At 60.6% G+C, this 17,939-nt stretch carries 19 protein-coding genes; 9 read left to right on the plus strand and 10 right to left on the minus strand.

What is annotated here, in order from left to right:
- The 3 genes from NOM67_RS21265 to NOM67_RS21275 all read right to left on the minus strand — a co-directional run.
- Window positions 1-272: hypothetical protein (locus tag NOM67_RS21265; RefSeq protein ID WP_255940037.1), on the minus strand; the 272-nt coding region annotated here is incomplete at its 3' end.
- Between the two features lie 60 nt (window positions 273-332).
- A complete protein-coding gene (locus tag NOM67_RS21270) occupies window positions 333-2,909 on the minus strand; it encodes a bifunctional acetate--CoA ligase family protein/GNAT family N-acetyltransferase (RefSeq protein WP_255940039.1) in 2,577 nt (858 codons plus the stop codon).
- A 73-nt stretch (window positions 2,910-2,982) separates the two neighbouring features.
- Window positions 2,983-3,174, minus strand: a complete 192-nt coding sequence (locus tag NOM67_RS21275; RefSeq protein WP_019446537.1) for a hypothetical protein — start codon at window positions 3,172-3,174, stop codon at window positions 2,983-2,985.
- Between the two features lie 190 nt (window positions 3,175-3,364).
- Here NOM67_RS21275 and NOM67_RS21280 point away from each other — a divergent pair, with 190 nt between their 5' ends.
- Complete coding sequence (locus tag NOM67_RS21280; RefSeq protein ID WP_255940042.1) at window positions 3,365-4,231, plus strand: transporter substrate-binding domain-containing protein; 867 nt, start codon at window positions 3,365-3,367, stop codon at window positions 4,229-4,231.
- Here the strand turns inward: NOM67_RS21280 and ilvY are convergent.
- The gene (ilvY, locus tag NOM67_RS21285; protein ID WP_043851854.1) at window positions 4,220-5,113 is read right to left on the minus strand and encodes an HTH-type transcriptional activator IlvY; all 894 of its coding nucleotides are present in this window, start codon (window positions 5,111-5,113) and stop codon (window positions 4,220-4,222) included. The two genes, NOM67_RS21280 and ilvY, sit on opposite strands and share 12 nt — an antisense overlap.
- Before the next feature lie 221 nt (window positions 5,114-5,334).
- On the opposite strand from ilvY, the gene ilvC reads away from it, so the two are divergent.
- Window positions 5,335-6,816, plus strand: a complete 1,482-nt coding sequence (gene ilvC, locus NOM67_RS21290) for a ketol-acid reductoisomerase (protein ID WP_005355979.1) — start codon at window positions 5,335-5,337, stop codon at window positions 6,814-6,816.
- A 156-nt stretch (window positions 6,817-6,972) separates the two neighbouring features.
- Here ilvC and pgi read toward each other — a convergent pair whose 3' ends face one another.
- The 5 genes from pgi to coaBC form a co-directional block, all read right to left on the minus strand.
- Window positions 6,973-8,622 carry a glucose-6-phosphate isomerase gene (gene pgi, locus NOM67_RS21295; protein ID WP_005355982.1) on the minus strand — a complete coding sequence of 550 codons (1,650 nt, stop codon included), beginning with the start codon at window positions 8,620-8,622 and terminating at the stop codon, window positions 6,973-6,975.
- Between the two features lie 338 nt (window positions 8,623-8,960).
- Window positions 8,961-9,797 carry a mechanosensitive ion channel domain-containing protein gene (locus NOM67_RS21300; RefSeq protein WP_041210774.1) on the minus strand — a complete coding sequence of 279 codons (837 nt, stop codon included), beginning with the start codon at window positions 9,795-9,797 and terminating at the stop codon, window positions 8,961-8,963.
- Between the two features lie 165 nt (window positions 9,798-9,962).
- Window positions 9,963-10,559, minus strand: a complete 597-nt coding sequence (slmA, locus tag NOM67_RS21305) for a nucleoid occlusion factor SlmA (RefSeq protein WP_005339495.1) — start codon at window positions 10,557-10,559, stop codon at window positions 9,963-9,965.
- Window positions 10,560-10,629: 70 nt separating this feature from the next.
- Complete coding sequence (gene dut, locus NOM67_RS21310) at window positions 10,630-11,088, minus strand: dUTP diphosphatase (RefSeq protein ID WP_005339498.1); 459 nt, start codon at window positions 11,086-11,088, stop codon at window positions 10,630-10,632.
- Window positions 11,089-11,169: 81 nt separating this feature from the next.
- The gene (coaBC, locus tag NOM67_RS21315) at window positions 11,170-12,372 is read right to left on the minus strand and encodes a bifunctional phosphopantothenoylcysteine decarboxylase/phosphopantothenate--cysteine ligase CoaBC (protein WP_255940054.1); all 1,203 of its coding nucleotides are present in this window, start codon (window positions 12,370-12,372) and stop codon (window positions 11,170-11,172) included.
- A gap of 148 nt (window positions 12,373-12,520) precedes the next feature.
- On the opposite strand from coaBC, the gene radC reads away from it, so the two are divergent.
- The 6 genes from radC (at window position 12,521) to NOM67_RS21345 (ending at window position 16,192) form a co-directional block, all read left to right on the plus strand.
- Window positions 12,521-13,195, plus strand: coding sequence for a DNA repair protein RadC (gene radC, locus NOM67_RS21320; RefSeq protein ID WP_033113596.1), 675 nt, complete (start codon window positions 12,521-12,523; stop codon window positions 13,193-13,195).
- A gap of 136 nt (window positions 13,196-13,331) precedes the next feature.
- The gene (rpmB, locus tag NOM67_RS21325) at window positions 13,332-13,568 is read left to right on the plus strand and encodes a 50S ribosomal protein L28 (RefSeq protein ID WP_005307492.1); all 237 of its coding nucleotides are present in this window, start codon (window positions 13,332-13,334) and stop codon (window positions 13,566-13,568) included.
- Window positions 13,569-13,579: 11 nt separating this feature from the next.
- Window positions 13,580-13,747 carry a 50S ribosomal protein L33 gene (gene rpmG / locus NOM67_RS21330; RefSeq protein WP_005307500.1) on the plus strand — a complete coding sequence of 56 codons (168 nt, stop codon included), beginning with the start codon at window positions 13,580-13,582 and terminating at the stop codon, window positions 13,745-13,747.
- A 93-nt stretch (window positions 13,748-13,840) separates the two neighbouring features.
- Entirely contained in the window at window positions 13,841-14,296 is a 456-nt protein-coding gene (locus NOM67_RS21335; protein WP_041210776.1) for a hypothetical protein, read from the plus strand.
- Between the two features lie 34 nt (window positions 14,297-14,330).
- Window positions 14,331-15,143 carry a bifunctional DNA-formamidopyrimidine glycosylase/DNA-(apurinic or apyrimidinic site) lyase gene (mutM, locus tag NOM67_RS21340; protein ID WP_255940067.1) on the plus strand — a complete coding sequence of 271 codons (813 nt, stop codon included), beginning with the start codon at window positions 14,331-14,333 and terminating at the stop codon, window positions 15,141-15,143.
- Between the two features lie 176 nt (window positions 15,144-15,319).
- The gene (locus NOM67_RS21345; protein ID WP_255940069.1) at window positions 15,320-16,192 is read left to right on the plus strand and encodes a VirK/YbjX family protein; all 873 of its coding nucleotides are present in this window, start codon (window positions 15,320-15,322) and stop codon (window positions 16,190-16,192) included.
- A 72-nt stretch (window positions 16,193-16,264) separates the two neighbouring features.
- On the opposite strand, the gene coaD is transcribed toward NOM67_RS21345, so the two are convergent.
- Window positions 16,265-16,750, minus strand: coding sequence for a pantetheine-phosphate adenylyltransferase (gene coaD, locus NOM67_RS21350; RefSeq protein ID WP_041210779.1), 486 nt, complete (start codon window positions 16,748-16,750; stop codon window positions 16,265-16,267).
- 134 nt (window positions 16,751-16,884) lie between these two features.
- Between coaD and NOM67_RS21355 the strand changes: the two genes are divergently transcribed.
- Entirely contained in the window at window positions 16,885-17,922 is a 1,038-nt protein-coding gene (locus NOM67_RS21355; protein ID WP_041210780.1) for a glycosyltransferase family 9 protein, read from the plus strand.
- Window positions 17,923-17,939 lie beyond the last annotated feature (17 nt).

Genomic DNA, 17,939 nt, shown 5'->3' on the forward strand with positions numbered 1-17,939 from the left:
GAATACCGGCCTGTCACGCCGGGGGTCGCGGGTTCGAGTCCCGTCCGCTCCGCCACTAAATAGAAGGCCTTCCCGATCGGGAAGGCCTTTTTGCTATGGGCGATTTGCACGTTGGCCACAGCGTTGCATGCAAGAATAAACACAAAAGCCCGGTCTGATGACCGAGCTTTTTCATTTTCAGCATCCAGACGCCACTGAACAGTGGCTCTTGCCTGAGGGAGGGGCACTGGCAGGCCCGTTATCCCCTCCTTTGGGTGTGTAATCGTGGTCATTTTTCGGTGATTAACAACCCTTGGTACTGGATTACTCGCGGCCACCCATCCCCATCCCCATCACCGGACACCAGTCCCACAGGGAAGGGCCATATTGACCACCCCCTCCTCCATCTGGACATCAATGGTAAAGCCGAGTCGCCTGGCGAGGGTTACCATGCCGCGATTGCTCGGCATGGTCATGCCGGAGAGCTGGCCAATCCCCTGCTCGCAGGCATAGCGGATGATCTTCTCCATCATCAGCTTGCCGAGCCCCAGTCCTTTCAGGTCGGAACGAACCAGAATGGCAAATTCGGCATCGCTGAGATCCGGCGTCGAGATGGCGCGCACCACCCCGAGAATCTGATCTTTGCGCTCCCCATCCTGCCCTACGGCGACAAAGGCCATTTCGCGGTCGTAATCGATCTGGGTCATGCGGGCCAACTCTTCGTGACCCAGCTCACCCACGTCGGCGAAGAAGCGTTTGTACCTGTCCTCATCGGAAACCTGCAGCACGAATTGTTTGTGAGCCGGTTCATCTTCCGGGCGAATGGGGCGCAGCAGAACATGACTCTGATCCTTGAGCCAGGCCCCTTCCTCCAGCTCGGTCGGGTAGGGGCGGATAGCCAGCTGACTGGCGGGTGGAAGTGCTGGGTCGGCCAGCGTGACGCTGGCATCCAGCACTACCATCTCGGTGCCACAGGCTTGCAGCGGATGAAGATCCAGCTCCTGTATTTGCGGGAAGGCGAGCAGCAGTTCGGATAGCTGGCAGAGCACCTGACCGAGGGCATCGATATCCAGCCGATCAGGAGTGGCATGTTCACGGATCTTGCGACTCTTGAGCGCACCGATGATCTGGTAACGGGCCAGAGCCTGATTGAGCGGCGGCAGCGCTGCAACCATCTCCTGTGGCTCCGCGCCCGATTCACCGAGCAGGATGACGGGGCCAAAGATGGCATCTTGCTGGATACGAACCCGCAGCTCCAGACCGCCACTGCGCCGCGCCATGCGCTGTACCAGCAACCCTTCAATGCGGGCGCCGGGATCGTGCTGTTTCACCCTGTCCAGAATGGCATCGGCAGCTTGCGCCACCTCGGCCGAGGTACGCAGATTGAGCACCACACCGTGCACGGCAGATTTGTGCAGGATATCGGGCGAACGGAGTTTGACTGCTACCGGGTAGCCGATTTGCTCGGCAGTCAGGGTTGCCTCGATGGCGTCGGTGACGATCCAGGTGGGCAGGGTCGCGAGCCCGGCTGCCTGCAAGATGGGGTGGGCGAGATGGGTATCCAGCCTCAGCTGTTTGCGCTCCTGCGCCTGGCGGATCAGCTGTTGGCAGAGCTCGATATTGAGCTGGTTGCCGTGCAGGGAGGCGGGGGTCTCCATCAGCTGCTTCTGGTTGCGGCGGTACTCCACCATATGCATGAAGGCGGCCATGGCGCTTTCCGGGGTTCGGTAGGTCGGGATGCCCGCTTCGGTAAAGAGTTTGCGCCCCTCCTGCGCCGAGTACTCGCCTGCCCAGTTGGTAAGAATATTGAAACGGCGAGCTTTGGGGTGCTGTTTCAGGTGGGCGATAAGATGGCTGGCCAGCGGTGCGCTGGGGGCTGTAAGCGAGGGGGCATGAATGATCAGGATGGCATCGATCCCCTCTTCCCCGAGCAGGTTGTCCAGCGCCTCCTGATAGGTGGCGATGGTGGCATCGCTACCGATATCGAGCGGTGGGCGCGCCAGTTTACCGCCTCGTTCCAGCAGCACATCCACCGCCATATTGGCCAACCCGCGGCCGTTGGAGATGATGGCGAGCCGCTCCCCCTTGAGGGTCATGGAGTGGCTGAGGGTTTCCACTGCGGCAAACAGTTCGTGGGTATCCCGCACCCGCAACATGCCGGCGCGGCGGATGGCGGCGTCATAGACGTTGTCGAGTCCGTGAGCCGGATCGTGGCGTCCGCTTTTCAGTACCAGGATCGGCTTGTTGCGCGAGGCGGCTCGCGCCGCCGAGAGAAAATGGCGGGCATCGTGCAGCTTGTCCATATAGAGCAGGATGGCGCGGGTCACGCTGTCGCGGGAGAGTTGATCCAGCAGCTGGCCAAAGTCGATGTCGCAGTGATCGCCAAGGGAGATGAAGGCAGAGAATCCCAGCTCATGCTGCTTGGCCCAGTCGAGAATGGTGGTGCTGACCGCGGCAGACTGGGAGAGAAAGGCGACCTGCCCAGGCTTGGCGGCAATCGGTGAAAAGCTGGCATTGAGCCCCTGACCGGGCAGCAGCATCCCCATGCTGTTGGGGCCGAGCAGGCGGATACCGTATTGTTTGCAGAGCCGTTTCAGCTCTTGCCGCTCATCTTGTGAAAAATCGGCGGCGAGGATGATGGCTGCGCCCGCTCCCTTCTGGCCAAGCGCCTCCAGCAGGGGGATGACCCGCTCCCGGCGAGTGCAGATGATGGCGAGATCAGGAGCCAGTGGCAGGCTGGCAATGTCGGGATAGGCCAGCACGCCGGCCACCGCCTTGCTGCGCGGGGTGACTGGCAGGATGGGCCCTTTGAAGTGACCCGCCAGCAGGTGGCGGACGATGACATGGCCCGCTTTGTGCGGATCGGTCGAGGCGCCGATGATGGCGATTGATTGGGGTTTGAACAGCCGATCCAGACCGCTTGCGTTCATGGGCACTCCCGTCGAAAGGGGGAAGATACCAGTCTAATACCTCTTTGTTGCAGGTTCTGTGACCGGCTCCCGATCACCGTTTGTTGAGGGCGTTGGCGCGCAGGTAAAAGCGCAGCTCCCCCTGTACCCGGCGGATGGCACCGAGGTGACGCTCCTGCAGATAGATCTCCTGCTCCCTGTCCAGCAAGGTGCTGGGCAGACCCATGCTCTGCAAATACTCCTCAAACAGGGTTGATCCCTTGATCTCGACCAGATGCTGTTTCATGGTGCTCCTCCCTGATGTGGCTCGATGATGGCGAATATTCAGTCTGCGATCCCTTGCCCGGTTTGCCTATTGTCACTTCTGACATGAGACGGGACCGGAGAAGGTTCACACATCTGGCAGCGAGCGCCGCATCAGGCCCTTGGCTGGCGTTATAGTATGACCAGAGCATGGCGCTTGGATGGTGCTGGGAATGAAGAGAGTCGGGTTGTGGTGCATAGTGTTGTGGCTGTGGGCGGCGGATACGTCGGCTGCCGTGCAGTCGATCCGCACCTGGAATCTGCTGCTGGAGCATCCCAACCCGGCAGTGGTGCAGTTGCTGCGGCTCTCCCTTGATCTGACGGTGCCTGAATATGGCCCCTACCAGCTGGTCTCCAGCCCGCCGATGGAACAGGGGCGGACGGTGAAAGAGCTGCACAGCGGCGAGCTGGTTCAGGTCGGAGTGTTTGCCCCCGATGAGGAGCGGGAAAGGGATCTGCTGGCGGTACACATTCCATTGGCCAAAGGGCTGCTCGGCTGGCGGGTTTGTCTGATCCGGCAGGGGGATGAGGGGCGCTTTGCAGCCATTCATTCGCTGGCCGACTGGCGCCGCTCCGGGCTCATCATCGGCCAGCACAGATCCTGGCCTGACACCCAGTTGCTGAGGGGCAACGGCCTCAATGTGATGGCGGGCAACCTCTACGAAGCGCTGTTCAACATGTTGCGCAAGCAGCGTTTCGACTGCTTTTTGCGCTCCGTCATCGAGGTCGAGGATGAGCTGAAACAGCACCCGGATCTGGCCATCGAGCCCCATCTGGTGTTTCGCTATCCGCTGGCGCTGCTCTTCTTTGTTTCGCCCAAATATCCGGAGCTGGCGCAGCGCATCGAGCTTGGCCTGCAGCGGGCGCGGCAAACCGGGGATTTTGACCGGATCTTCGAGGAGGGGTTTGGCAGCACCATCCGCCGTTTGCAGCTCGACCAGCGGCAGCGCCTCGAGCTGAACAATCCTGATCTGCCGTTGTCGAGTCGCAAGATGATGGTCGACCCGACGCTCATCTACCAGCCCGTCTCAACGCAGTGAGTTCTGGTTCTGCGCCGTATCCCAGAAGGCGCGGATCAGCGGCTCTTCCAGTCGCTTCTTGAGCACCCCGATCCCCACATCAAATGGCTTGAAGGCGGGCTTGAGGTCGATGATCCGCACCTTGTCGCCGAGCGGGCTGTGGTCGATCACCGCCGCCGGCACCAGCCCCACGCCACAACCGAGCGCCACCATTGCGACGATCCCCTCGTTACCCGCCACTTCGGCGTAGATGTTGGGGGCGATCCCCTTGTTGCGAAACCACTGATCGCTGCGTTTGCGGGCCAAGCCCTGCTCGGAGAGGATGACTGGCAGCTGCTCCCAGTCCGGTTCTCCCTGACGGAACCACTGGTTCAGTTGCGGGGCGTTGCGCGGCGCGATAAAAACCAGCGGCACCTGCTGCAGGCTGGCGAACTCCAGCTTGGCGGGCAGAGCATCGGGGCGGGCGGCGATGGCGAGATCGGCCTCATCGGCCAGGATCTTGTCCACCGCCAGCGCCGGGTCGCCGGTCTCCAGCTTGATCTCCAGCTGGGGGTAGCGGCGGCGAAAGCGCTCCAGTACCTCGGGCAGCAGAAAGTAACTGGCGGTGACCGAGCAGAAGACCCGCAGCCGCCCCTGCAGCGGTTCATCGCTGCGTTTGAGCTCCTGCTTGAGCTGACGCCACTCCTGCAACAGGCCGCCGCCAAACTCCCGCAGCTTCTCGCCGGCAGGGGTGAGCCGCACCGAGCGGTTGTCCCGCTCGAACAGGACGCAGCCGGTCTCCTGCTCCAGCCGCTGGATGGCGCGACTCAGGGTGGAGGGGCTGACCGCCATGGCATCGGCGCTCTTGCCGAAGTGGAGGGAGTCGGCGAGGTGGAGAAACAGCTCGAGATTGCGAAGGTCCATCTTTCAGCTCCTGGCGCGGCATGTGTGCCCGATATCCAGCGGTTGGCGGCTTGTTTCTGCCATCTCGCGGTACATTCAGCAGGCGATTATGAAGGGTTAACGTTTCAATTATTGCAATGTACTGTTTCGAATATATCAGTTCAGGCAATAAGTGTCCCGCGCTATAGTGGTTCAGACAACGCCGCCATCCGGCATGGAATCAATCGAACGGAGCAATCACCATGGCTAACTATTTCAACACCTTGAACCTGCGTCAGCAGTTGGCCCAACTGGGCAAGTGTCGTTTCATGCAGCGCGAAGAGTTCGCGGACGGCTGCAACGTGCTGAAGGGCAAGAAGGTGGTGATTGTGGGCTGTGGTGCCCAGGGTCTGAACCAGGGTCTGAACATGCGCGACTCCGGGCTGGATATCTCCTACGCCCTGCGCAAGGCCGCCATCACCGAGAAGCGCGCCTCATGGCAGAAAGCCACCGACAACGGCTTCGCGGTCGGCACCTATGAAGAGCTGATCCCGACCGCCGATCTGGTGCTCAACCTGACTCCGGACAAACAGCACTCCGATGTCGTGAAAACCGTGATGCCGCTGATGAAGCAGGGCGCCGCATTGGGCTACTCCCACGGCTTCAACGTGGTGGAAGAGGGTCAGCAGATCCGCTCCGACATCACCGTCGTGATGGTTGCGCCCAAGTGCCCGGGTACCGAAGTGCGTGAAGAGTACAAGCGCGGCTTCGGCGTACCGACCCTGATCGCCGTTCACCCGGAAAATGACCCGAAAGGCGAAGGCATGGCCATCGCCAAGGCATGGGCCTCTGCCACCGGTGGCGACCGTGCCGGCGTGCTGGAGTCCTCCTTCGTAGCGGAAGTGAAATCTGACCTGATGGGCGAGCAGACCATCCTCTGCGGCATGCTGCAGGCCGGTTCCCTGCTCTGCTACGACAAGCTGGTTGCCGAAGGCACAGACCCGGCCTACGCCGGCAAGCTGATCCAGTTCGGCTGGGAGACCATCACCGAAGCCCTGAAACAGGGTGGCATCAGCCTGATGATGGATCGCCTTTCCAACCCGGCCAAGCTGCGTGCCTTCGAGCTCTCCGAGCAGCTCAAGACCCTGATGCGCCCGCTGTTCGAGAAGCACATGGACGACATTATCGCCGGTGAGTTCTCTCGCGGCATGATGGCTGACTGGGCCGAGGATGACGTCAAACTGTTTACCTGGCGCGAAGAGACCGGCAAGTCTGCCTTCGAAAACGCCCCGGCGTTTGCAGGCAAGATTGCCGAACAGGAGTACTTCGACAATGGCGTGGTGATGGTGGCCATGGTCAAGGCGGGTGTCGAGCTGGCGTTCGAGACCATGGTAGCTTCCGGTATCTACGAGGAGTCTGCCTACTACGAATCCCTGCACGAGCTGCCGCTGATCGCCAACACAGTTGCTCGCAAGCGTCTGTACGAGATGAACGTGGTTATCTCCGATACTGCCGAGTACGGCAACTACCTGTTCGCCAACGCTGCCGTGCCGTTGCTGCGTGAGCACTTCATGCCGACCTTGAAAGCGGGTGACCTGGGTGCCAGCAAGGCAGAAGGGCAGAGCGTGGATAACCTGGCGCTGCTGGCGGCCAACGAAGCGACTCGCAACCACCCGATCGAGAAGATCGGTCAGGTACTGCGTGGCTACATGAAAGACATGAAGCGCATCGCCGTCGGCGGTTAAGCCTGCATCGGGCTGGATGATGAAGGGGCGGGGATGACGATCCCCGTCGCCGGTCGGACTGGACACCCGACCGGCCAGCCAGAAAAATCAGCCTGACAGTCATAAAAAAGCCCCGCTCATCGAGCGGGGCTTTTGCATTCAGAAAGGCTGGATAAATCAGGCTTTCCACGCTTTCCAGGTGTTGATCAGACCGTTGGTAGAGCAGTCGTGGCTGGTGACAGCCTCGTTGTTGCCCAGCTCCGGCAGGATCTTGTTGGCCAGCTGTTTGCCCAGCTCCACGCCCCACTGGTCGAAGGAGAAGATGTTCCAGATTGCGCCCTGTACGAAGATCTTGTGTTCATACATGGCGATCAGGGCACCCAGGGTTTTCGGGGTCAGGCTCTTGAACAGAATGGAGTTGGTCGGGCGGTTGCCTTCGAACACCTTGAACGGCACCAGATCCTTGACCTGCTCCAGGGTTTTGCCAGCAGCCAGGAACTCGGCTTCAACCTCTTCCTTGCTCTTGCCGAAGGCCAGCGCCTCGGTCTGGGCGAAGAAGTTGGCCAGCAGTTTCGGGTGGTGGTCACCGATCGGGTTGTGGCTGATGGCCGGCGCCAGGAAGTCACAGGGGATCAGCTTGGTGCCCTGATGGATCAGCTGGTAGAAAGCGTGCTGGCCGTTGGTGCCCGGCTCACCCCAGATGATGGGGCCAGTCTGGTAGTCAACCGGCTTGCCGTTGCGATCCACGTACTTGCCGTTGGACTCCATGTTGCCCTGCTGGAAGTAGGCAGGGAAGCGGTGCATGTACTGATCATACGGCAGAATGGCTTCGGATTCGGCACCGTAGAAGTTGTTGTACCACAGGCCAATCAGTGCCAGCAGCACCGGCACGTTCTGCTCGTAGGAGGCAGTGGCGAAGTGCATGTCCATCTCGAAAGCGCCTTGCAGCAGGGCTTCGAAGTTCTCGAAACCGACAGAGAGGGCGATGGGCATGCCGATGGCAGACCAGGAGGAGTAGCGGCCGCCAACCCAGTCCCAGAACTCGAACATGTTGTTGGTATCGATACCGAACTCGGCCACGGCCTTGCCGTTGGTGGAGAGGGCAGCGAAGTGCTTGGCAACGTGGGCCTTGTCACCGGCGATCTTGATGAACCAGTCGCGAGCGGTCAGGGCGTTGGTCATGGTCTCCTGAGTGGTGAAGGTCTTGGAGGCCACCAGGAACAGGGTGGTTTCCGGATCGATCTTCTTCAGGGTCTCGGCGATATGGGTGCCATCGACGTTGGAGACGAAGTGCATCTGCAGGTGGTTTTTGTAAGGGCGCAGTGCCTCGGTGATCATCACCGGGCCCAGATCGGAGCCACCGATACCGATGTTGACCACGTGCTGGATCGCCTTGCCGGTGTAGCCTTTCCACTCGCCGGAGATGATCTTCTCGCAGAAGCCCTTCATCTTGGCCAGTACGGCGTTCACTTCCGGCATCACGTCCTTGCCGTCGCACTCGATGGGGCGGTCGGAGCGGTTGCGCAGGGCCACGTGCAGTACGGAGCGCCCTTCGGTCATGTTGATCTTGTCGCCATTGAACATGGCATCGATCGCGCTGCGAAGATCGGTCTCTTTGGCCAGATCAACCAGCAACTTGAGGGTTTCTTCGGTGATCAGGTTCTTCGAGTAATCAACCAGGATGTCGCCGCCGAAGGTAAGGGAAAACTTGTCAAAGCGCTTCGGGTCCTGCGCGAACAGATCCTTGAGTCGGGTCTCTTTGTTTGCTGCAAAGTGGGCTTCCAGTGCCTGCCAGGCCTGGGTTTGGGTTGGATTGATGTTTTTCATAGGATTCCTGAAATGCCAAGTTGTGTTTGAACCTTGCAGGCAAGGTCCCGCCAAACCTTATTATCCGAGCATTATAGCGAGCCGGCCGGGCGGCCCGTGTAACAGAGTTTTACCGATTGTCTTTTACCGCAATGGGGCAACCGTCGGGAGTATACAACCAGAACATCGGGATTATGAGTCACGAAAGCAAGGGGGATCTTGCGCTCGCTCATGATTGGGGCTGGCCCGCAGCTCTGAAATTGTTTTCATTCCGCCGGCCTGATTATGCAGCGGATGGCGCGCCAGAAATGACAATGCCAGCCCGAAGGCTGGCATTGTGGGTTGCTGCTTTACCGCGATCACGCCTGCGGTTTTTGCATGTGCATCACCATCTGCGGGAAGGGAATTTCGATCCCTTCGGCATCAAAGGTGAGTTTCACCTTCTCGTGGAAGTCGAACCAGACACCCCAGTAGTCGCCGGTCTTGACCCACGGGCGCACCACGATATTGACCGAGGAGTCGGCCAGCGCGGCGACGGCGATGGTGGCAGCCGGATCTTTCAGGATGCGCGGCTCTTCGTTCACCAGACGCTCAAGGATCTGCTTGGCCTTGCGCAGGTCGGAGCCGTAGCCGATACCAAAGGTCATATCGACGCGGCGGGTATCCATGCGCGAGTAGTTGACGATGGTGCCGTTAAGGATGGCGGAGTTCGGTACTACCACCATCTTGTTGTCACCGGAGGTGAGGGTGGTGGTGAACAGCTGAACGGATTGCACCACGCCAGACGTGCCTGCCACTTCGATAAACTCGCCCGCCTTGATGGGGCGGAAGATGATCAGCAGGAAGCCGGCGGCAAAGTTGGAGAGCGAGCCTTGCAGCGCCAGACCGATGGCCAGACCGGCGGCACCGATGATGGCGACGAAGGAGGCGGTCTGCACCCCGACCCGGCCCAGCGCGGCGATCACCACGAACACCAGAATGGCGTATTTGAGGATGCTGCCAACGAAGTGGGTGACGGTGGTGTCGAGCTTGCGCGCCTGCATCACTTTTACCACGCCACCGCTGAGCAGATTGGCTGCGATATAGCCGACCAGCAGGGTGAGCAGGGCGGCCGCGATGTTGACGGCATACTCGATCAGCAGGCCCTGGTTATTGACCAGCCAGGTCTGCGCTTCGGTAATGATTTCGGGTTCCATAGGATGTCCTTTCGGGTGCTAAAGGTTTATGGCGCATGAATCTAACATCGCAGCGCGACAGTCCGGGTCGCATCTGGTGCTTATTTTACTGCCATAAAAAGCTGCCACAAAAAAGAAGGGAGGCCAAGGCCTCCCTTCTTCATGCTCGGTGAAAAGCGCTGCCGCTCAGCTCTGCAGCAGCTGGCTGCGGATAAACTGCCACTGATCCTCGAAGCCGGCGGTAGGCTTGAGTTTGAACTCGGAGCGGACAAACTGGCTGATGCGGCCCTCGGTATAGGCCAGCAGCAGATTGGCCAGCATGGTCTCATCGAGCTGGAAGCCCTGCCCCTCGCGCAGTCGTTTCTCGCGCAGTACCTGCTTGATCTGGGTCTCCAGCTTGTCAAACAGGATGCTGATGCGATCCCGCAGCCGGTCGTGCTCGCCCAGCAGGGCATCGCCGTTGAGGATGCGGGTGATGCCGGGATTGCGCTCGGCGAACACCAGCAGTAGCTGCAGGATGTGGTGGCAGCGCGCCATGGTGTCTTTCTCTTCCGCCATGATCAGATTGACCCGTGACAGCAGGGAATCCTCGATAAAGTCGATCAGCCCTTCGAACATCCGCGCCTTGCTTGGAAAGTGTCGATAGAGGGCTGCTTCAGAGACGCCGACCTCGGCCGCCAGACGGGCCGTGGTGATGCGCTGGCCGGGACTGGTTTCCAGCATATGGGCGAGCGCCTGCAGGATCTGATCGCGCCGACTCTGTTTCTGATTACTGCTTGCCATGGATTCCCCTAAAAAAAAACAATGGCTTGATTCTGTTATTAGGCACCGCCCATCAGGCTGGTGTGGTCTGTTATTGGCGACCAGAAGAACCAAAACCGCCTTCACCCCGTTCGCTCTGGTTGAACTCATCGACCAGTTGGAAGCTGGCCTGAACTACCGGCATGATCACCAGCTGGGCGATGCGCTCGCCGGGTTGCATGGTGAACTCATCCTTGCCGCGGTTCCAGACCGAGACCATCAGCTGACCCTGATAGTCGGAATCGATGAGACCGACCAGGTTGCCCAGCACGATACCGTGCTTATGGCCGAGACCGGAGCGGGGCAGAATGGTGGCACACAGACCCGGATCCTGGATGTGGATGGCCAGACCGGTCGGTACCAGAGTGGTATCGCCCGGAGCCAGAGTCAGCGGTGCATCCAGCAGAGCGCGCAGGTCCATGCCGGCAGAGCCGGGAGTAGCGTAGGCGGGCAGCGGGTACTCGGTACCGATACGGGCATCCAGAATCTTCAGTTCAATTTGTGTTGTCATGAATCGCTTTTTCAGTTGGATCTTGTGTTGGCGCCCCTCTTGGCAAGGCGGGGCGCCGTGAGTCTTGTTCTTTCGGGACGCTTAGCGCCGATAGTGACACGCAATCAGGGCAACCAGATGACGGGCCAGCGTCAGCTTGTCGGCCAGCGGCAGAGGCGCCTGGCCCCCTTGCCAGAACACGGTCAGGGCGTTGTCATCGGCGTTGAAGCCTTGCCCCTCGCGGGATACATCGTTGGCGGCGATCATGTCCAACCGCTTTCGCTGCAATTTATCGAGGGCGTATTGTTCCACATCCACGGTTTCGGCGGCAAATCCGACAGTGAAGGGTTTGTCTGAAAGGGCGCCGACGGCTGCGATGATGTCGGGGTTTTTCACCAGCTTCACCACCATCTGATCGTTGTCACTGCTCTTCTTGATCTTCTGGCTGGCGACCTGCTCGGGGCGGTAGTCGGCAACCGCGGCACAACCGATGAAGAGGTCGCATTCGCCCACCCGGCTCATCACCGCCTGATGCATTTGTTCCGCGCTCTCCACATCGACACGGGTAACCCCTGCCGGCGTAGCCAGCGTTACCGGGCCGCTCACCAGCGTCACCTCGGCGCCTGCTTCACGAGCGGCGCGGGCGATGGCGTAGCCCATCTTGCCGGAGCTGTGGTTGCTGATGTAGCGCACCGGATCGAGCGCCTCGCGGGTCGGGCCGGCGGTCAGCAGCAGCTTGACGCCCGCCAGCAACGGCTCGGCGGCCAGCTGCTGGCAGCAGCGCTCCACCAGTTCGAGGGGATCCAGCATCCGGCCCGGGCCCACATCGCCACAGGCCTGGCTGCCGGAGTCCGGCCCCCACAGCAGGACGCCGCGGCTGGCCAGGGTCTTGAGGTTGGCCTGGGTGGCTGCGTTGAGGTACATCTGCTGGTTCATGGCGGGCGCCAGGGCGACCGGTGCCGGGGTTGCCAGACAGAGGGTGGTGAGCAGTTCGTCGGCCATGCCGGCGGCCATACGGGCCATCAGGTTGGCGCTGGCGGGGGCGATCAGTACCAGATCGGCCCACTTGGCCAGCTCGATATGGCCCATGCCCGCTTCCGCTGCCGGATCCAGCAGGCTGTCCGCCACCGGATGGCCGGAGACCGCCTGCAGGGTCAGCGGCGTGATGAACTCCTTGGCGGAGCGGGTCATCACCACCCGCACCTCGGCACCCTGGTCTTTCAGACGGCGTACCAGCTCGGCACTCTTGTAGGCGGCGATCCCGCCGCTGACACCCAACAGGATGCGTTTATCGGCCAATCTCATCTGCTGTTTCTCTATCCGGCTCACTTTGACTGGTCGGCTAAGATACCACAGGCAGGGGATGACGACAGGGGTTGGCATCAAGGGGTTGTGGCGGGGAACACGCAAATATTTGCTATGTTTTTCCTCAACAGGGAGAGAGGAGAGACAAATGAGCATCAAGGAGTGGCCGGAAGATGAACGTCCCAGAGAGAAGCTGCTGCGACAGGGGCCGACGGTGCTCAGCGATGCCGAGCTGCTAGCCATCTTCCTGCGCACCGGCGTCAATGGCCTGAGTGCGGTCGATCTCTCCCGTAACCTGTTGAATCAGTTCGGATCGCTGCGCAATCTGCTGGGCGCGGATCAGCGCGCTTTCTGCGAGGCCCACGGCCTTGGCCCGGCCAAATATGCCCAGTTGCAGGCGGTGCTGGAGATGGCCAAACGCCATCTGGCGCAGCAGTTGCAACGGGGTGATGCCCTCACCTCGCCCCAGCTGACCCGCGACTATCTGCAAGCCCAGCTGCGGGATCGGCCGCGCGAGGTGTTTGCCCTGCTGCTGCTCGACAATCAGCACAGAGTCATTCAATTTGTTGAGCTTTTTTACGGCACTATCGACTCGGCGAGCGTCTGGCCAAGAGAAATCGTGCAGATCGCGCTCAAACATAATGCAGCCGCGGTGATTCTGGCGCATAATCACCCGTCCGGCGTCGCCGAGCCCAGTAGGGCCGACCGCCAGATCACGGATCGGATCACGGCCGCTTTGGCCCTGATCGATATCAGAGTGCTGGATCACTTGGTGATCGGTGATGGCATCACGGTTTCTTTTGCCGAGCGCGGTTGGCTATAACTGTGCTCTGGCACCGTATTAGTTGATCTTTGATCACGGATGCTGTATAAAATGCCGCCTTCTGTTTGCCCCGCAATCGAAGGCCAGCGGGGCAGATATTTGCTCGAGCAATGAAGTAAGATTTGGAGAGACTGACATGTCTAGAGTATGCCAAGTAACCGGCAAGCGCCCGGCAGTTGGTAACAACCGTTCGCACGCTAACAACGCTACCAAGCGTCGTTTCCTGCCGAACCTGCACACTCACCGTTTCTGGGTTGAGAGTGAAAAACGCTTCGTAAGCCTGCGCGTATCCGCAAAAGGCATGCGTATCATCGACAAGCGTGGCGTTGAAGTGGTTCTGGCTGAACTGCGCGCCAGCGGTGTTAAGGTATAAGGAATTAGATCATGGCTAAAGGTATTCGCGAGAAAATTCGCCTGAACTCCAGCGCCGGTACTGGTCACTTCTATACCACTACCAAAAACAAGCGCACCATGCCCGAAAAAATGGAAATCAAGAAGTTTGATCCCGTTGTTCGTCAGCATGTGATCTACAAGGAAGGCAAAATCAAGTAATTACTTGATGCTGCATTCCCAAAAACCCGGCCTTGTGCCGGGTTTTTTTATGCGCCGAATTCAGTACACTGCCGGTTCAAAGGGAGGCTTGCCATGTTCAAACTGAGCCGCAAAGGCTGGAACAACGTGATCATCGTGGTGGTACTGATCGTGATCACCCTGCTGCACCGGCTGGAGCTGGCCCAGCAGGAGAACAGCGCCAAACGCGCGCGTCCGCTGCTGCCGGAGGATGCGGTAGTGCTCACCTGGCAGGGGCCAAGCTGGCAGATTGAGCGGATCGGCCATGGCTGGCGCAGCGGGCCGGATCTGGGGCTCGACAGCAATCAGCTGGCGGCCCATATCGAGCGCTGGCAGGGCTGGCTGCTGCCACCCGGCGAAGCGGTACGCGGTGCCCCCGTTACCCTCAGGGTGTGGATTGCCGGGCAAAATGACCCGCAGACGATCGCCCTCTATCAGAACAGTGGCCAGTATGGTGCCCAGCTCCCCTCCGGCCTCTGGCTCTCCCTCACTGCCGAGCAGTATCGCGATCTGATGCGTCCTGCCCCCTGATTGTTCACCAGTCGACTCTGTGTGCGAGGTACCAATGCCTGAATTGCCAGAAGTAGAAGTCAGCCGGCAGGGGATCTCTCCCTGGCTTACCGGCACCAAGGTCACCCGAGTGGTGGTGCGCGATGGCCGCCTGCGCTGGCCGGTGCCGGGCGAAATTCAGGAGCTGGTGGATCTGGTGATCCATCGGGTGCGCCGCCGCGCCAAGTATCTGCTGCTGGAGACCGATTTCGGCACTGCCATCCTCCATCTGGGGATGTCCGGCAGCCTGCGGGTACTGGATATCGGCACCCCGGCCGAGAAGCACGACCACGTGGATATCGAGCTGGAGAATGGCAAGCTGCTGCGGCTCAACGATCCGCGCCGCTTTGGCGCCCTGCTCTGGACCCGCGATCCGGCCGAGGCGCATACCCTGCTGGCCAAGCTGGGGCCGGAGCCGCTCACCGATGCCTTCAATGGCGAGTACCTGCGTGAGCGCGCCAAGGGGCGCAGCACGGCCATCAAGCAGTTCCTGATGGACAATCAGGTGGTGGTCGGGGTGGGCAACATCTACGCCAACGAGGCGCTCTTTGCGGCGGGGATCCACCCCAAACGGGCGGCGGGCAATATCAGTGGCGAGCGGCTGGAGAAGCTGGTGGCCGAGATCAAACGGGTGCTGGCCGAAGCCATCAGACAGGGCGGTACCACCCTCAAGGATTTCACCAGTGCCGACGGCAAGCCGGGCTATTTTGTGCAGCAGCTGCAGGTTTACGGTCGTGGCGGCCAGCCCTGTTTCCACTGCCAGACTCTGTTGAGTGAAGTGAAAATAGGCCAGAGAACCACGGTATTTTGCTCCCATTGCCAGCGTTAAGGGCACTTTTTCACCGAATTTGCGGAAAGTTGTAACAGCGTATTTCCCGGCTGTTGAAGATTTGCACAGTTGTCTCTAGTATCTCGATCGTTCAGGCGGTTTGAGAAATAAAAATGACTGTTAAATCAATAGACTGGGAATATTTATCCCGGCTGGAGCGCTATTGCGCAAAATCCATGGCCTGTTACCTCTATCCGGAGGGAAGCGATCGCCAGACCTTCAATCGCGGCAAGTTCGTGCTGCGCAGCCTGCTTTACCGCGAGCAGCTGACCCGTGTTTTTACCCTGTTTCAGGCCGAGCCGCTCAAGGCGTTGCCGGCCCGCTATCCCGAGCTGCTCGACAAGCCGATGCGTCCCTATCGCTTCGCCAGTGCCAGTGCCCGTCAACGGGCCGAGATGCTGGAAAACCACTATCAGCTGCAGCTGAGTTGCTATCCGGAGCTGGTCGAGCCGCTCTATCTGGCGGGCGGTATCGAGCTGGGGCGTTATCCACAGAGCGGCTGTCGTATCGTGCTGCGCCATGACGGCACCTTCCGCCGCGAGGCCGAGCTGGCCCTCTCCATCATCGATAGCGAGGGGTTGCGTCTCTACAGCTGCGCCTTCTCGCTGGCTGGCAGCGCCGAGCAGCTGCATCTGGTGATCGGCTCCATGCAGGGGCCGGAACCCGGAGTGGCCAACGGGCAGGATAAGGTGCGCGAGCTGACCAAGGAGGGCCAGGGGCTACGGCCCAAATCCCTGCTGGTGCAACTGGTGCAGCAGCTGGCGCTGGCGATGGGCAGCGGCGAGGTGCTGGCGGTGCGCAAACGGGCTCACGTGTTTCAGGCCAAGCGTTACAGCAGCAAGCAGAAGGCCAATCTACAGGCCGATTACGACGAGTTGTGGCAGGAGTTTGGCGCGCAGGATGTGGATGCCAACTTTGTCGCCCTGCAGCTGCAGCCGCGCAAGCCGCTGGAGGAGATCGCCTCCAAGAAGCGGGCTATGTACCGGCGCCGTTACGAGTGGCTCGATCAGCTGGAGCTGGCGATCCGCGAGCAGTTTGCCCGCCGCTAGGCGTGCAGTGCATTGATGCAACAAGGGCTACCCGCAGGTAGCCCTTGTTTGTTTCTGCCAATCAGGAGGGGATTAGCGCTGCTGCTGTTTGGCGGCGATGGCCTGGGCCACCACGGGGTCGACAAACTGGCGGATGTCGCCACCGTGCAGCGCCACCTCTTTCACCAGAGTGGAGGAGATAAAGGAGTTCTCCTCGGCCGGGGTGAGGAAGACGCTCTCCAGCTCCGGCATCAGGCGGCGGTTCATGTTGGCCAGCTGGAACTCGTACTCGAAGTCGGAGACGGCGCGCAGGCCGCGGATCAGCACGTTGGCCTGATGCTCTTTGGCAAAATCGACCAGCAGCCCGGAGAAGCCGACCACCTTGACGTTGGGAAGCTGGCTGGTCACTTGCTGGACAAGCTGGACACGTTCCGCCAGATCGAACAGCGGGCGCTTGCTCGGGCTGTTGGCGACACCGACGATCACCTCGTCAAACAGCTTGGCGGCGCGGCCGATCAGGTCGGCGTGGCCATTGGTAACGGGATCAAATGTCCCGGGATAGATCACCCTGGTAGTCATCTTTGCGGTCCTGCAACCTGGAAATTTGGTCGCATTATAAGGTCGTCGCTTGAGAATAGCAGTGCATCAGGCAAGAATACGCCATCGCGCATCAAGCCTCCCTGCATTGGTGACAGGGAGCAAAGGGATTTTTTATGAAACGTATTCTGGTCGTTCGCAATGACAAGATTGGTGACTTCATGCTGGCGTGGCCGAGCTTCGCCATGCTCAAAGGCTCCATGGAGTGTCATGTGACTGCCCTGGTTCCGGCCTACACGGCCCCGCTGGCCCGGCTCTGCCCCTGGATTGACGAGGTGATCATCGATCCGGGCGTGCGTGCCGACAAGGAGCAACAGCGGGCACTGCTGGCCCGGATCAAGGCGGCGGCGTTCGACGCGTCCATCTGCCTCTTCTCCAACTCCCGCAACGCCATGCTGGTGTGGAAGGCACACATCCCTTACCGGTTGGCGCCGGCGACCAAGCTGGCGCAGGTGCTCTACAACCAGCGTCTGGTGCAGCGCCGCTCCCGCTCCCAGAAGCCGGAGTCCGAATACAATCTGGAGCTGATCCGTCGCTTCCTGACCGATCATCAGGTTGCCGTGGTGGAGCCCAAGACTCCCTTCCTCAGTTTCGATGAGGCGAGCCTGCAGCAGGTGCGCGAGCAGTTGGCGGCCAAGCTCAAGCTCGATGCCAGCCGCCCCTGGCTGATGGTACACGCCGGCAGCGGTGGCTCGGCCAACAACCTCTCCATCGAGCAGTACGCCCGCATCATCATCAAGCTGAACCAGGCCTGCCCCGAGCTGCAGTGCGTGCTGACCGCAGGCCCGGGCGAGGAGAAGATGGCCGAACAGCTGGCGGCCGAGCTGCTGGCCCACGGCGGCAACGGCTGGATCTACCGCTCCAGCGACGGTCTGCCGATGTTCTGTCAGGTGCTGGCCAACGCCGCTTTGTTTATCGCCGGCAGTACCGGCCCGCTCCATATCGCCGGGGCGCTCGACGTGCCGACCATTGGCTTCTTCCCGATGCGCCGCTCCGCCACCCCGCTGCGCTGGAAGCCCCTCAACAGCGAAGGACGCCACCTCGCCTTCAGCCCGCCCGAGGACAGCGACCACCCGGAGGATATGAGCCAGCTCGATCCCAAGGCCATGGTGCCGGAGATGGCCCGCTGGGCGGCGCCCTTCTGGCGCAAGTAACCCATGCAGCAATGCAG

Source organism: Aeromonas sp. SG16 (assembly GCF_024436135.1).
In the GTDB taxonomy this organism is placed as follows: domain Bacteria; phylum Pseudomonadota; class Gammaproteobacteria; order Enterobacterales; family Aeromonadaceae; genus Aeromonas; species Aeromonas jandaei.

Coding starts and splice junctions, on each gene's coding strand:
- NOM67_RS21270 (WP_255940039.1), bottom strand. CDS start 2,909: ATGAACGCAAGCGGTCTGGATCGGCTGTTCAAACCCCAATCAATCGCC.
- NOM67_RS21275 (WP_019446537.1), bottom strand. CDS start 3,174: ATGAAACAGCATCTGGTCGAGATCAAGGGATCAACCCTGTTTGAGGAG.
- NOM67_RS21280 (WP_255940042.1), top strand. CDS start 3,365: ATGAAGAGAGTCGGGTTGTGGTGCATAGTGTTGTGGCTGTGGGCGGCG.
- ilvY (WP_043851854.1), bottom strand. CDS start 5,113: ATGGACCTTCGCAATCTCGAGCTGTTTCTCCACCTCGCCGACTCCCTC.
- ilvC (WP_005355979.1), top strand. CDS start 5,335: ATGGCTAACTATTTCAACACCTTGAACCTGCGTCAGCAGTTGGCCCAA.
- pgi (WP_005355982.1), bottom strand. CDS start 8,622: ATGAAAAACATCAATCCAACCCAAACCCAGGCCTGGCAGGCACTGGAA.
- NOM67_RS21300 (WP_041210774.1), bottom strand. CDS start 9,797: ATGGAACCCGAAATCATTACCGAAGCGCAGACCTGGCTGGTCAATAAC.
- slmA (WP_005339495.1), bottom strand. CDS start 10,559: ATGGCAAGCAGTAATCAGAAACAGAGTCGGCGCGATCAGATCCTGCAG.
- dut (WP_005339498.1), bottom strand. CDS start 11,088: ATGACAACACAAATTGAACTGAAGATTCTGGATGCCCGTATCGGTACC.
- coaBC (WP_255940054.1), bottom strand. CDS start 12,372: ATGAGATTGGCCGATAAACGCATCCTGTTGGGTGTCAGCGGCGGGATC.
- radC (WP_033113596.1), top strand. CDS start 12,521: ATGAGCATCAAGGAGTGGCCGGAAGATGAACGTCCCAGAGAGAAGCTG.
- rpmB (WP_005307492.1), top strand. CDS start 13,332: ATGTCTAGAGTATGCCAAGTAACCGGCAAGCGCCCGGCAGTTGGTAAC.
- rpmG (WP_005307500.1), top strand. CDS start 13,580: ATGGCTAAAGGTATTCGCGAGAAAATTCGCCTGAACTCCAGCGCCGGT.
- NOM67_RS21335 (WP_041210776.1), top strand. CDS start 13,841: ATGTTCAAACTGAGCCGCAAAGGCTGGAACAACGTGATCATCGTGGTG.
- mutM (WP_255940067.1), top strand. CDS start 14,331: ATGCCTGAATTGCCAGAAGTAGAAGTCAGCCGGCAGGGGATCTCTCCC.
- NOM67_RS21345 (WP_255940069.1), top strand. CDS start 15,320: ATGGCCTGTTACCTCTATCCGGAGGGAAGCGATCGCCAGACCTTCAAT.
- coaD (WP_041210779.1), bottom strand. CDS start 16,750: ATGACTACCAGGGTGATCTATCCCGGGACATTTGATCCCGTTACCAAT.
- NOM67_RS21355 (WP_041210780.1), top strand. CDS start 16,885: ATGAAACGTATTCTGGTCGTTCGCAATGACAAGATTGGTGACTTCATG.